13 protein-coding genes are annotated in these 12,691 nt (G+C 59.5%); 11 read left to right on the forward strand and 2 right to left on the reverse strand.

The genetic code is table 11. The features are described 5' to 3' along the window. Positions 1-75 precede the first annotated feature (75 nt). From PMI11_RS19695 to PMI11_RS19735, 9 genes are all read left to right on the forward strand, one after another. Positions 76-654: an exopolysaccharide biosynthesis protein gene (locus PMI11_RS19695; protein WP_244430626.1), complete on the forward strand. Its 579-nt coding sequence runs from the start codon at positions 76-78 to the stop codon at positions 652-654. A gap of 97 nt (positions 655-751) precedes the next feature. After that, positions 752-1,705: a sugar-binding transcriptional regulator gene (locus PMI11_RS19700; RefSeq protein ID WP_007820417.1), complete on the forward strand. Its 954-nt coding sequence runs from the start codon at positions 752-754 to the stop codon at positions 1,703-1,705. 145 nt (positions 1,706-1,850) lie between these two features. Further along, positions 1,851-3,161 carry an ABC transporter substrate-binding protein gene (locus PMI11_RS19705; protein WP_037071721.1) on the forward strand — a complete coding sequence of 437 codons (1,311 nt, stop codon included), beginning with the start codon at positions 1,851-1,853 and terminating at the stop codon, positions 3,159-3,161. A gap of 133 nt (positions 3,162-3,294) precedes the next feature. Further along, positions 3,295-4,167, forward strand: coding sequence for a carbohydrate ABC transporter permease (locus PMI11_RS19710; RefSeq protein WP_007820423.1), 873 nt, complete (start codon positions 3,295-3,297; stop codon positions 4,165-4,167). Between the two features lies 1 nt (position 4,168). Beyond that, complete coding sequence (locus PMI11_RS19715) at positions 4,169-4,999, forward strand: carbohydrate ABC transporter permease (protein WP_007820425.1); 831 nt, start codon at positions 4,169-4,171, stop codon at positions 4,997-4,999. Positions 5,000-5,017: 18 nt separating this feature from the next. Continuing rightward, positions 5,018-6,016: an ABC transporter ATP-binding protein gene (locus PMI11_RS19720; protein ID WP_007820428.1), complete on the forward strand. Its 999-nt coding sequence runs from the start codon at positions 5,018-5,020 to the stop codon at positions 6,014-6,016. A gap of 105 nt (positions 6,017-6,121) precedes the next feature. Beyond that, entirely contained in the window at positions 6,122-7,603 is a 1,482-nt protein-coding gene (locus tag PMI11_RS19725; RefSeq protein WP_007820430.1) for a mannitol dehydrogenase family protein, read from the forward strand. A 91-nt stretch (positions 7,604-7,694) separates the two neighbouring features. Beyond that, positions 7,695-8,384: an HAD family hydrolase gene (locus tag PMI11_RS19730; RefSeq protein WP_007820432.1), complete on the forward strand. Its 690-nt coding sequence runs from the start codon at positions 7,695-7,697 to the stop codon at positions 8,382-8,384. Further along, positions 8,384-9,967 (forward strand): FGGY-family carbohydrate kinase, encoded by a 1,584-nt coding sequence (locus tag PMI11_RS19735; protein WP_007820446.1) that lies wholly within the window; start codon positions 8,384-8,386, stop codon positions 9,965-9,967. The genes PMI11_RS19730 and PMI11_RS19735 overlap by 1 nt, the downstream gene beginning before the upstream one ends. A gap of 1 nt (position 9,968) precedes the next feature. On the opposite strand, the gene PMI11_RS19740 is transcribed toward PMI11_RS19735, so the two are convergent. Continuing rightward, positions 9,969-10,823 carry a MurR/RpiR family transcriptional regulator gene (locus PMI11_RS19740; RefSeq protein ID WP_007820448.1) on the reverse strand — a complete coding sequence of 285 codons (855 nt, stop codon included), beginning with the start codon at positions 10,821-10,823 and terminating at the stop codon, positions 9,969-9,971. Between the two features lie 234 nt (positions 10,824-11,057). Between PMI11_RS19740 and PMI11_RS19745 the strand changes: the two genes are divergently transcribed. Then, the gene (locus PMI11_RS19745) at positions 11,058-11,771 is read left to right on the forward strand and encodes a sulfate transporter family protein (RefSeq protein ID WP_007820450.1); all 714 of its coding nucleotides are present in this window, start codon (positions 11,058-11,060) and stop codon (positions 11,769-11,771) included. A gap of 53 nt (positions 11,772-11,824) precedes the next feature. On the opposite strand, the gene PMI11_RS19750 is transcribed toward PMI11_RS19745, so the two are convergent. Then, positions 11,825-12,250, reverse strand: coding sequence for a VOC family protein (locus PMI11_RS19750; RefSeq protein WP_007820453.1), 426 nt, complete (start codon positions 12,248-12,250; stop codon positions 11,825-11,827). A gap of 80 nt (positions 12,251-12,330) precedes the next feature. Here PMI11_RS19750 and PMI11_RS19755 point away from each other — a divergent pair. Next, on the forward strand, positions 12,331-12,691 hold a 361-nt coding region (locus PMI11_RS19755), incomplete at its 3' end, for a TetR/AcrR family transcriptional regulator (RefSeq protein ID WP_007820454.1).

Consider the following 12,691-nt stretch of genomic DNA (forward strand, 5'->3'; position numbering starts at 1 on the left):
ACAATCGAAAATACCGAAACTCAGAGAACGATAGCCCGCAGGCCGCGTCCGAAAGGCAAGCGCCTGTCCTCCATCCTGCGACAGATGGCGGCGGATCGAGGCCGCGAACGCGTGTCGATCGGCGACCTGTTCCAGACGATGGGCGACCGGGCGATCGGCGCGCTGATGCTGATCTTTGCGCTGCCGAACGCTTTTCCGACGCCGCCCGGCACCTCGTCGCTCCTCGGCGCACCGCTGATCTTCCTTGCCGCACAGCTTACCTTAGGCCTGAAGCCGTGGTTGCCGAAGGCGATTGCGGCGCGCTCCATGCGGCGGGAGGATTTCGAGACGATCGTCGGGCGTATTCATCCCTGGCTCGCCTGGGCGGAGCGCATGCTGCAGCCACGATTGAGCATTTTCGTCGAGCCGCCGGCGGAATATCTGGCGGGCTTCTGCTGTCTTGTGCTGGCGATCGTTCTCGTGCTGCCGGTGCCGCTCGGCAATATCCTGCCGGCGATTGCGATTTCGCTCTTCGCCTTTGCCATTCTTGGCCGAGACGGGCTGTTTTCGCTTCTCGGCTTCGCCATGACGGCCGTCTCGCTCGTCGTTGCCGGCGGGGTGATCTACGGTCTCGTCAAGGCGGCGATCTATATCGTCATGCAGTGGTTCGGCTGAAGAACCGCTGCTCACTTTTTCAACGCCCTCGACATTTGCCCGATTTTTGTTTTGATCTGGCACCAGATAGACTCAAAGAAATCAATGGCGGCGATAGATGGTTAAAAGAGCGGAGACTTCCGGACGGCTGGACGATGCGGCGCGCGCCGGCTGGCTCTATTATGTCGCCGGCCGTACCCAGGATGAAATCGCCTCCGCCATGGGTATTTCGCGCCAGTCGGCGCAGCGGCTCGTTTCGCTTGCCGTGGCCGAGCGGCTGATCAAAGTGCGGCTCGACCACCCGATTGCCGCCTGCCTCGAGCTCGGCAACCAGCTGCGCAAGAAATTTGGTCTGCGGCATGTCGAGATCGTTCCCAGCGATCCCGGCTCATCGTCGACGACGGTTGGCATTGCCGAAGCGGCTGCTTCCGAAATCGAGCGCTGGCTGAAACGCCCCGATCCGATCGTGCTTGCCGTCGGCACCGGGCGAACGCTGAAAGCGGCTGTCGACCAGCTGCCGGCGATCGAATGTCCCAATCACCGCATCGTCTCGCTGACGGGCAATATCGCGCCGGACGGTTCGGCGGCCTATTACAACGTCATTTTCAGCATGGCCGATGCCGTCAAGGCGCGGCACTATCCGATGCCGCTGCCGGTTCTCGTCACCTCGGCGGAGGAGCGGGAGCTTCTGCACGGCCAGCAACTCGTGCGCTCGACATTGGCGATCAGCGCGCAGGCGGATGTGACCTTCGTCGGTATCGGCGAGCTCGGCATTGACGGCCCGCTCTGCGTCGATGGTTTCCTCGAAAAAGACGAGATGATGGAGCTGATGCGCGGCGGTGCCGTGGGTGAGATCTGCGGCTGGATTTTCGACGTGGACGGCAGGCTGCTCGACAACCCGATCAACGAGCGTGTTGCTTCCGCTCCCATCCCGCCACGCGATTCGTCCACAGTCATCGGAATTGCCAAGGGCAAGCGGAAGTTCAACGCGATCAGGGCTGCCATTACAGGTCATCAGGTGAACGGTTTGATCACCGACGAAGAGACGGCTGAGTTTTTGCTCAGTAGTTGAGCAAAAATATTATCGTTTCGAATCAACAATATAGCTCGATTGTTCGGCATCGCAGCAACGATTGCCAATTGACAAATTTTCTCCGCTGATGAGTAATTGCCCATGAGCAAAGCGAATGCTCACACTCATCTTCTGGGAGGAAGATATGACATTGAGAACTCTTCTGCTGGGCGCCTGCTCAGCAATGGCGTTTGCCGGCATGGCTTCGGCCGAAACGCTGACAATCGCGACCGTGAACAACGGCGACATGATCCGGATGCAGAAGCTGACGGATGATTTCAAGGCGAAGAATCCCGGCATCGACCTTGAATGGGTAACCCTCGAAGAAAACGTTCTGCGCCAGAAGGTCACGACCGACATCGCGACCAAGGGCGGACAGTACGACGTCTTGACGATCGGCACCTATGAAGTTCCGATCTGGGCGAAGAAAGGCTGGCTTCTGCCGCTCGACAACCTCGGCGCCAACTATGACGTGGACGATCTGCTGCCGGCTATCCGCAGCGGTATCAGCCAGGACGGCAAGCTCTATGCGGCACCGTTCTACGGCGAAAGCTCCATGGTCATGTACCGCAAGGATCTGTTCGACGCTGCCGGCCTGAAGATGCCTGATGCGCCGACCTGGGACTTCATTGCAGATGCTGCAAAGAAGATCACCAACAAGGACAAGGAAGTCTACGGCATCTGCCTGCGCGGCAAGGCCGGCTGGGGCGAAAACATGGCCTTCCTGACGGCTATGTCGAACTCTTTCGGCGCCCGCTGGTTCGATGAACAGTGGAAGCCGCAGTTCGATCAGCCCGAGTGGAAGGACACGCTGACCTTCTACGTCAACCTGATGAAGGAAGCTGGCCCTCCCGGCGCTTCTTCCAACGGCTTCAACGAGAATCTGGCGCTCTTCCAGACCGGCAAGTGCGGCATGTGGATCGACGCAACGGTTGCTGCTTCCTTCGTTGCCGACCCGAAGCAGTCGCAAGTTGCCGACAAGGTCGGCTTTGCACTGGCTCCGGACAAGGGCCTCGGCAAGCGCGGCAACTGGCTCTGGGCCTGGAACCTCGCCATCCCGGCAGGCTCGCAGAAGTCTGAAGCCGCCGAGAAGTTCATCGCCTGGGCAACGAGCAAGGATTACACCAACCTCGTCGCCGAAAAGGAAGGCTGGCTGAACGCACCTCCCGGTACCCGCAGCTCGCTTTATGCGAATGCCGACTACCAGAAGGCCGCTTCGTTTGCGAAGATGACGCTCGACAGCATCAACTCCGCCGACCCGACCAAGCCGACTGTGAAGCCGGTTCCCTATGTCGGCGTCCAGTTCGTGGCGATCCCGGAATTCCAGGGCATCGGCACGGCCGTCGGCCAGCAATTCTCCGCAGCTCTTGCCGGCCAGATCTCGGTCGACCAGGCTCTGCAGAGCGCGCAGCAGCTGACCACCCGCGAAATGACCAAGGCGGGTTACATCAAGTAAAAACCTCCTGAGACGTACGGAATGCTTGACATTCCGCACCTCTGGGCCGCCGATTGCCCGAACTGCATCGGCGGCCGCTTTTTTCAAAGCTGTTTCGCAGCCATTTCCGCTTCAGATCAGACCGGTGATTGCTATGGCAACGTTCCACACTCGCTCCGCAGCACGCCTGATGATAGCACCTTCCGTGGTGCTGCTCTTCGCGTGGATGATCGTCCCGCTGGCGATGACGATTTACTTCTCCCTGCTGAACTACAATCTGCTCAACCCGGGCATGGAGAGTTTCGTCGGTCTCTTAAACTACCAATACTTCCTCACCGACCCGGCCTTTTTCGCCGCGCTCATCAATACGCTGGTGCTGGTTGCAGGTGTGCTTGTCATCACTGTTGTCGGTGGCATTCTCTTCGCACTACTGCTCGATCAACCGATGTACGGTCAGGGTATCGTTCGCATTCTGGTCATTGCGCCCTTCTTCGTCATGCCGACGGTGGCAGCGCTCGTCTGGAAGAACATGTTCATGAACCCGGTCAACGGCCTCTTTGCCTATATGGCAAAGGCTGTCGGCCTGCAGCCAATCGACTGGCTGGCCACGGTGCCGCTGTTCTCCGTCATCCTGATTGTCGCCTGGCAGTGGCTTCCCTTCGCCACGCTCATCCTGCTCACCGCGCTGCAGTCGCTCGATGAAGAGCAGAAAGAAGCCTCCGAGATGGACGGCGCCGGACCGATCTCGAAGTTCATCTACATCATCCTGCCGCATATGGCCCGCGCCATCACCGTGGTGATCCTGATCCAGACGATCTTCCTGCTCTCGGTCTTCGCAGAAATCCTGGTTACCACCAATGGCGGTCCGGGCACGCAGAGCACGAACCTCACCTATCTCGTCTATGCACAGGCGCTGCTGCAGTTCGATATCGGCGGAGCATCTGCAGGCGGTATCGTGGCGGTCGTGCTTGCCAATATTGTCGCGATCTTCCTCGTACGCCTCGTCGGCAAGAATCTGGAGGCTTGAGATGGCTAGAAAGGTCACCACCCAACGCAAGGTCATCATGACCGCGATCGCCTGGGCGCTCGGCATCCTGATCTTTTTCCCGATCCTCTGGACGTTCCTCACGAGCTTCAAGACGGAGGCGGATGCCATCGCCTCGCCCCCGCAGTTCCTGTTCTTCCACTGGACGGCGGAGAACTATGCGGAAGTGCAGAGCCGCTCAAACTATCTCAGCCACTTCATGAACTCGGTGGTGATTTCGTTCGGCTCAACGCTGATCGGTCTCATCATTGCCATTCCGGCCGCCTGGGCCATGGCCTTTGCGCCGACCAAACGGACCAAAGACGTGCTGATGTGGATGCTGTCGACGAAGATGATGCCGCCGGTCGGCGCGCTCATCCCGATCTACCTGATGTTCCGCAATTCGGGCCTGCTCGATACGCGCACCGGTCTGGTGATCGTGCTGACGCTGATCAATCTGCCGATCATCGTCTGGATGCTCTACACCTACTTCAAGGAAATCCCCGGCGAGATCCTCGAAGCCGCCCGCATGGACGGGGCGTCGCTCGCCAAGGAAATCATCTATGTGCTGACGCCGATGGCGGTGCCCGGCATTGCCTCGACGCTGCTGCTCAACATCATCCTTGCCTGGAACGAAGCCTTCTGGACGCTGAACCTCACGGCGTCAAAGGCGGCGCCGCTGACAGCCTTCATCGCCTCCTATTCGAGCCCGGAAGGCTTGTTTTACGCCAAGCTTTCGGCAGCTTCGACCATGGCGATTGCGCCGATCCTCATCCTCGGCTGGTTCAGCCAGAAACAACTTGTCCGCGGCCTGACCTTTGGCGCGGTGAAATAAGATCATAGGGAGAGAAACATGGGCAGCATTACCCTTCAAAAGGTTTCGAAGGTCTTCGGCGAAGCCAAGGTCATCCCTTCGATCGATCTCGATATCAGGGACGGCGAGTTCGTCGTCTTCGTCGGCCCCTCGGGCTGCGGCAAGTCCACCCTGCTGCGCCTGATCGCCGGCCTCGAAGACGTCTCCGGCGGCAAGATCGTCATCGACGGCAAGGATGCGACCGAGAAGGCGCCATCCGAGCGGGGTCTGGCGATGGTGTTCCAGTCCTATGCGCTCTATCCGCATATGAGCGTGCGCAACAACATCGCCTTCCCCCTGAAGATGGCGGGCATGGACAAGGCAGAGATCGACCGCAAGGTGGATGATGCCGCCCGCGTGTTGAATCTCGGCGACTATCTGGATCGCAAGCCGCGCCAGCTTTCTGGCGGCCAGCGTCAGCGTGTCGCCATCGGCCGCGCGATTGTGCGCCAGCCTTCGGCCTTCCTCTTCGACGAGCCGCTGTCGAACCTCGATGCGGCGCTGCGCGTCAACATGCGCATCGAAATCAGCGAGCTGCACCAGCAGCTGAAGACGACGATGGTCTACGTCACCCACGATCAGGTGGAAGCCATGACCATGGCCGACAAGATCGTTGTGCTCAACAGGGGCAATATCGAGCAGGTCGGTTCGCCGCTGGAGCTTTATCGCAGCCCGCGAAACCTCTTCGTTGCAGGCTTCATCGGCTCGCCTAAGATGAATTTCATCAAGGGGCAGAATGCTGCGCAGCTCAATGCGCACACGATCGGCATCCGTCCCGAACATGTGCTGCTGTCGACCGAAAGTGGCGACTGGAAGGGCAGGGTCATGGTCGCCGAACATCTCGGCTCCGATACGTTCCTGCATGTCGATGTCGAGGGTATCGGGATGGTGACGGCGCGCAGCAACGGCGATTTTGCTTCCAAGGCCGGGGATACGGTCTACCTGACGCCGGACAAGACGCGCATCCATAAATTCAACGAGAGCGGCCTCGCCATCTGAGGCGGCCGCCGGCTGGGGGCAGACATGCGGACTGGGCGGTCTCGTCCGGCCCGCGCTACCGGGAGGACCAAAGCCCTTTCGCAAGACCTTCAAGAGGACTGAAACATGACGTGCAAATTATCGCTGGCAACGCTCGCCGAGGCAGCAAAGACTGCAGCCATTCCGGCCTATGAGCGGGCGTCGCTGAAAGCCGGCATCGTGCACTTCGGCGTCGGCAATTTCCATCGCGCCCACCAGGCGATCTATCTCGACGATCTCTTCAATGCCGGCAGCGACCATGACTGGGCAATCATCGGTGCCGGCGTATTGCCATCGGATGCGGCCATGCGCGACAAGCTCGCGGCGCAGGATTTCCTGACGACCGTTGTCGAGCAGGACAACAACAAGACGGCGGCGCGGGTGACCGGGCCGATGATCGATATCCTGCCGGTCGGTGAACCCGCTGTTATCATCGCCAAACTCGCCGATCCTGAGATTCGTATCGTCTCGATGACGATCACCGAAGGCGGTTACTTCATCGATGCCTCGGGCAAGTTCAATCCGGCGCACCCGGCGATTGCCGCTGACGGACAGAACCCGGCGACGCCGAAGACGGTCTTCGGTCTGATCGTTGCTGGCCTGAGGGCGCGTAAAGACAAGGGTATCGAGCCCTTTACCGTCATGTCCTGCGACAACATTCCCCATAATGGCGTCGTCACTGCGAATGCTATTGTCGGAACGGCCAAGCTTTCCGATCCGGCCTTTGCCGACTGGATCAAGGCGAACGTCTCTTTCCCGAACGGCATGGTGGACCGCATCACGCCGGCGACCAGCCAGCGCGAGATCGATTTCCTCAAAGACAATTTCGGCATTGAGGACAACTGGCCGGTCTATTGCGAAGAGTTCAAGCAGTGGGTGCTGGAAGACAAGTTCCCGACGGGCCGCCCGGCGCTTGAAAAGGTCGGCGTTACCTTCGTGCCCGATGTCACGCCCTATGAACATATGAAGATCCGCATTCTCAATGGCGGCCATGCGACGATCGCTTATCCGGCGGCGCTGATGGATATTCATTTCGTGCATGAGGCGATGGAGAATGATCTGATCCGCGCCTTCCTCGCCAAGCTTGAAAACGAGGAAATCATCCCGATCGTGCCGCCGGTGCCGGATACGTCGCTCGCCGATTATTTCAAGCTGATCGAGCGCCGCTTCCTCAATCCGAAGATCGCCGACACGATACCGCGGCTGGCGCAGGACGGTTCCAACCGCCAGCCGAAATTCATCCTGCCCTCGACGCTCGACAATCTGCGCCAGGGCAGGGATGTCGTCGGCCTCGCGCTCGTCTCGGCGCTCTGGTGCCGCTACTTCTTCGGTAAGAGCGACAGCGGCAAGGACATCGTCTTCAACGATGCCAGCGCCGAGCGTCTGCATGAGGCGGCCGTCAAGGCAAAGGACGATCCGGCGGCCTTCCTCGTCTTCGACGATATTTTCGGCGAGGTGGCGAAATCAGATCTTTTCCGCAAGCGTTTCACCCATGCGCTGAAAACCTTGTGGGAAAAGGGCACGAAGGAAACCTTGCAGCTCTATCTCGACGGTAAGCTCGCAGTGTAAGGAATCACGATGGCGGCATTTCTGTCGCCATCCCGGCCTTGCGGACAATGCAGGACGGTTGCGTCCGAACTGAACTCAGGTTGGGTCTTTCATGGCTGATGGTGAACCACGGCTGGTCATTTTCGATTGCGACGGTGTGCTCGTCGACAGCGAACCGATTTCGATCAGCGTTCTCGTCAAGGCGATGGCCGATCTCGGCGTGACGATTACCGAGGACGAGGCCTATGAACGCTTCCTCGGCAAGAGCCTTGCAACCCTCATCTCCATATTGGAGACGGAATTCAACGTGCATGCCAACGAGGAATTCCTGGAAAGCATCCGCACCAATCTCTATGCCCGTTTCCGCACCGAGCTGAAGGCCATGCCGGGTATTGGCGATACGATCGATGCGCTTGGCGTTCCCTGCTGTGTTGCATCGTCCAGCCAGGTCGAGCGGATCAAACTGTCGCTCTCTGTCACCGGGCTGCTGTCGAAGTTGCCGAACATCTTCAGCGCCAGCATGGTCAAGCGCGGCAAGCCGGCGCCTGATCTCTTCCTCTATGCGGCCGACCAGATGCATGTGGAACCCCGTGACTGCATCGTCATCGAGGACAGTCCGGCGGGTATTGCTGCAGCCAAGGCGGCGGGCATGACGGTCTTTGCCTTTACCGGCGGCTCGCATGCAAACTTTGCCGGCTACCGTGAAGAACTCGACCGTCTTTCGCCGGAAGTCGTGTTTGACGCCATGCCGGAATTGATACACCTTGTCCGCAAACAAAAGCTGGACGGGACTCAGCATTGATGCGTGATCATGTGGTTGCGGTGGATATCGGCACGAGCAGCGCACGCGCCGGTGTCTTCGATACGCATGGCCGCCTGCTTGCCAAGGCTGAACATCCAATCGTCATGAACCGGCCGCGCGAGAACCATGCCGAGCATGATTCCGAGGATATATGGTCGGCCGTTTGCACTGCCGTGCGCACGGCTATGGGCCAGTCCGGCATTGGGGCTGCCGCAATCGGCGCGATCGGTTTCGACGCTACCTGTTCGCTTGTGGTGCGCGATACCGAAGGCAGGCAGATCAGCGTTTCCACCGGCGGCGAGACCCGGTTCGATACGATCGTCTGGCTCGATCATCGGGCGCTGAAGGAAGCCGATTTCTGTACGGCGACGAAGCATGAAGTGCTGGAACATTCCGGCAATGTCATGTCGCCGGAAATGGAAATGCCGAAACTGATCTGGCTGAAGAAGAAGCTGCCGGCAACCTGGGAGAAAGCCGGATACTTCTTCGACCTTGCTGATTTCCTGACCTGGAAGGCATCCGGCTCGGCTGCCCGATCCCGCTGCACGCTGACGGCCAAATGGAATTACCTCGCTCATAAGGAAAGGGGCTGGCGGCAGGATTTCCTGCAGCAGATCGGTCTTGAGGATTTACTGCTGCGCGGCAGTCTGCCTGAGGAGACAGTGGCGGTTGGAGAAAGCATCGGCAAACTGACGCCGGATGCTGCCGAAGCGTTGGGCCTGACCACCGATTGCCATGTCTCGGCCGGGATGATCGATGCCTATGCCGGCGCGCTCGGCACACTCAGTGGCTATGCTGGCGATCCGGCGAAGCTTGAGCAGCAGCTTGCGCTGATTGCAGGGACATCGAGCTGCATCGTCGCCTTTTCGCTCGAGCGAAAGCCGAGCGAGGGAATGTGGGGCCCCTATTACGAGGCAGTTTTTCCGCAATCGTGGCTCGTCGAGGCTGGCCAATCGGCCGCCGGTGCGCTGCTCGATCATATCGTGCGCATGCACGCGGCCGGCGGTGAGCCAACTGCAGCGCTGCATCAAATGATCGTCGCCCGCGTCGCTGAACTCAGAGCAGAAGAGGGTGACGCGCTCGGTGCGCGGATCTTCGTTCTCCCGGATTTTCACGGCAACCGGTCGCCGCTGGCCGACCCGCATGCTGTCGGTGTCATCAGCGGCTTGACGCTCGATACGTCCTTCGACGGGCTCTGTGCGCTCTATTGGCGGACCGCGGTCGGGATTGCGCTCGGTATCCGTCACATCCTCGAAAAAATGAGGGATCACGGCTACGTGCCGGATACGCTGCATGTGGCTGGCGGGCATGTGAAGAACCCCGTTCTGATGGAGCTCTATTCGGATGTGACGGGCTGCAAGGTCATCGTGCCTGACATGAACGAGGCGGTACTGCTTGGCACCGCGATCACCGCATCGGTTGCCTGCGGCTTACACAAGGATTTGGCGGCGGCTGGCAAGGCGATGTATCCCGGTGGCTCCGAGCGGCTTCCCGACAGGAGCAAGCAGGCGCTTTACGACCGCGACTATCGCCGATTTCTTGCCATGTATCGCCACCGGGCGGAACTGGAAGCGATGGAATAGTTCAGCGATTTGCCGTTTCGCCGAGGATAGTCGCAAATTCCACCATGCGTCGGCGCCGCTGGCTCGCCTCTTCGCCGGCACCCAAAATGACCGCCTCGGACAGACAATCGAGCAAGGCGATCAGCGGCGGCAGGTTATCCATGTCGGGCGCGCGGGCAGGCGGCAAAGGCAGGACGACGTTCGATTGTTCGGGCAGCCAGTCCGCATGCTGCGCGGAAATCAGGATCACCTTATAGCCGTAACGCCGGGCAGTGCGCGCAAGCAGCCGTGACCTGGCGAAGCGCCGACAATCGATGATGACGAGCACGGCGTCTTCGACGAAGGAACGGGCGAAAAGCTCCGTGAAGCGGTTACCCGCGCCGTCGATCGCACGCACGCCGTCACGGGCCAGGGTCAGTCGCTGGCAAAAATGACTGGAGAAGCCGGCAAGTCTGGCATGGGTGGCGACGAAAACTTCTCGGGAGGCGCCGATCATCGCGACGGCTTCGCCCCAATGCGGCTGTGCGGTCAGATGATAGATGTGATGCAGTGCTTGTATCTGCTCCGCTACAAGAACGGCGAGCGGCTTGCCTTCCGATGCATCCGTCTGCAGCTCCGTCATCGCGCTCTGGAACTGGACGGGTGAGGTCGTTGCCGTCTCGCGGATCTCCACCTTGACGCTGTCCAGGCCCTGGTAGCCGAGCGCTCGCAGGAAACGGCCGACCGTCATCGGCGAAAGATCAAGCCGGTCAGCAACCGACGCAGCGGTTTCGAACGGCAGGTCGTTCAAATGTTCGGTGAAATATTTCGCGATGCGTCGTTCGGCAGGCGTGCCGGATTTCGCGTATTGCCTAAGTTTCTCCACAAAGTCTTCCACGTCGCAGCCTCCCCCAATATCCTCAGAGGCTTCCCGTGGATTCGTGGAGCCGAATCCCTGTTTTTTAATATTGTCCGGAAGCTCTTCTTAGGCCCACACGTATATCGAACGTTACGAACTATATATTAGCATGTAATTTTCGACAAGTTTTCTATTCAAGCATGTAATTTTCAACCGACTTGCCGGGAGGACGCCGGCTCCCTACATCACGCTGCGTAACGGAGACGCCACAGAATGGTCCTTGACGCCGCTCGCCTTTCGCTTGCCAACCTGTTTGCGCCGGAGACCCGGTCGGCTTTCTGGAAGGTTCTGGGACTGACGGTGCTGGTGTTGATCGGCTTGTGGCTTGCGCTGCGCGGCCTGTTCATCAGTTTTGTATTTCCCTGGGTGGTTGGGTTCTTTCCAGAGATGCCTGACTGGGCCGGCTGGCTCAGCTTCGTTTTCCTGATCGCTGCCGGTATCGGCCTTGCGCTTGGGTTGGCGCTGCTACTCTCGCCGGTTACGGCGCTGATTGCCGGCCTCTTTCTCGACGATGTCGCCGAGGTGATCGAAAAAAGGGACTATCCGCAGGATGCGTCGGGCAAGGCCATGCCGCTCGGCCCTGCGATAGCAAGCTCGATCAAATTCCTCGGCGTCGTGATCATCGGCAATATTATCGCGCTCTTCCTGCTCTTCATTCCCGGCGTCAATCTCGTGGCCTTCTTCCTCGTGAACGGCTATCTGCTCGGACGGGAATTCTTCGAATTCGCGGCGATGCGCTTCCGTTCGCCGCCGGAGGCGCGGCTGTTTCGTGCCAAGCATGGCCCGACCGTCTTTCTTGGTGGTCTGGTGATTGCACTTTTCCTGGCGATCCCAATCGTCAATCTGCTCACGCCGCTCTTTGCCGCAGGCATGATGGTGCATCTGCACAAGCTGGTCTCGGCGCGCGATCCTGCTTTCCGAGCTTAGTTTTTCACGCAATTCTGAACGCAAAACCGCTGCACATTTTTGCTGGAATTGCTTTAGCCGGGCAGCGCTGTCGCCTCATACATAGCCGCATATTCGGCGCTCGGCGGGATCGGCTTGATGATGTCGATCAAGACGCCGTTGGGATCGGCGGTAATGAAGTGGCGCTGGCCGAAATCCTCGTCGCGGATCTCGCGCAGGATCGGCAGCCCGGCCTCTGTGCAGACGGCGTAGATCGCGTCCACATCCTCGACCTCGAAATTCAGGAGAAGGCCGGAGATCTTGCCGCGGCCGGCGGCTGGGATGGTTTCGTGATTTCCGTCGAGCACGGCAAGCGTCACATGCTCATCCTCCATCGATTGCAGATGGACATACCAGTCGCTCTCGAAGAGCGGCTGGAAACGGAAATGGCGGCAATAGAAGGTAGCTGTGCCGGCAACGTCATCCGTCATGATGACGGGATAGTAACTCGTCGATTTCATCGCTTACCTCACTTTGGTTTACGTACATTCTGTATGTTTTTGTGTTTAACATACAGGTAGATTGTATGTAAAGAGAGGTGATGAGCCGCAGCAATCGCGAAAGAACCGAACAGACCAGGCAGGCCCTGATGAATGCCGCGCGCCGGCTTTTCGTTGAGAAGGGATATGCCGAGACGGCCACGCCCGAGATCGTCGCAGAGGCCGGTGTCACGCGCGGTGCGCTCTATCATCACTTCGAAGACAAGAAAGCGCTCTTCCGGGCCGTGATCGAAAGGGAGGCGACTGATGTCGCCGACGAGATCGAGCGGCGCACAGAGCGGCAAACCGCACCGCGTGACGCATTGCTTGACGGCGCCGCGGCCTATTTCGATGCAATGGAAGTGGAAGGGCGGACGCGGCTGCTTCTGCTCGAGGCGCCGGCGGTCATCGGCTTGCCCGCCA

Origin of the sequence: Rhizobium sp. CF142 (assembly GCF_000281145.1) — a bacterium.
GTDB lineage: Bacteria > Pseudomonadota > Alphaproteobacteria > Rhizobiales > Rhizobiaceae > Rhizobium.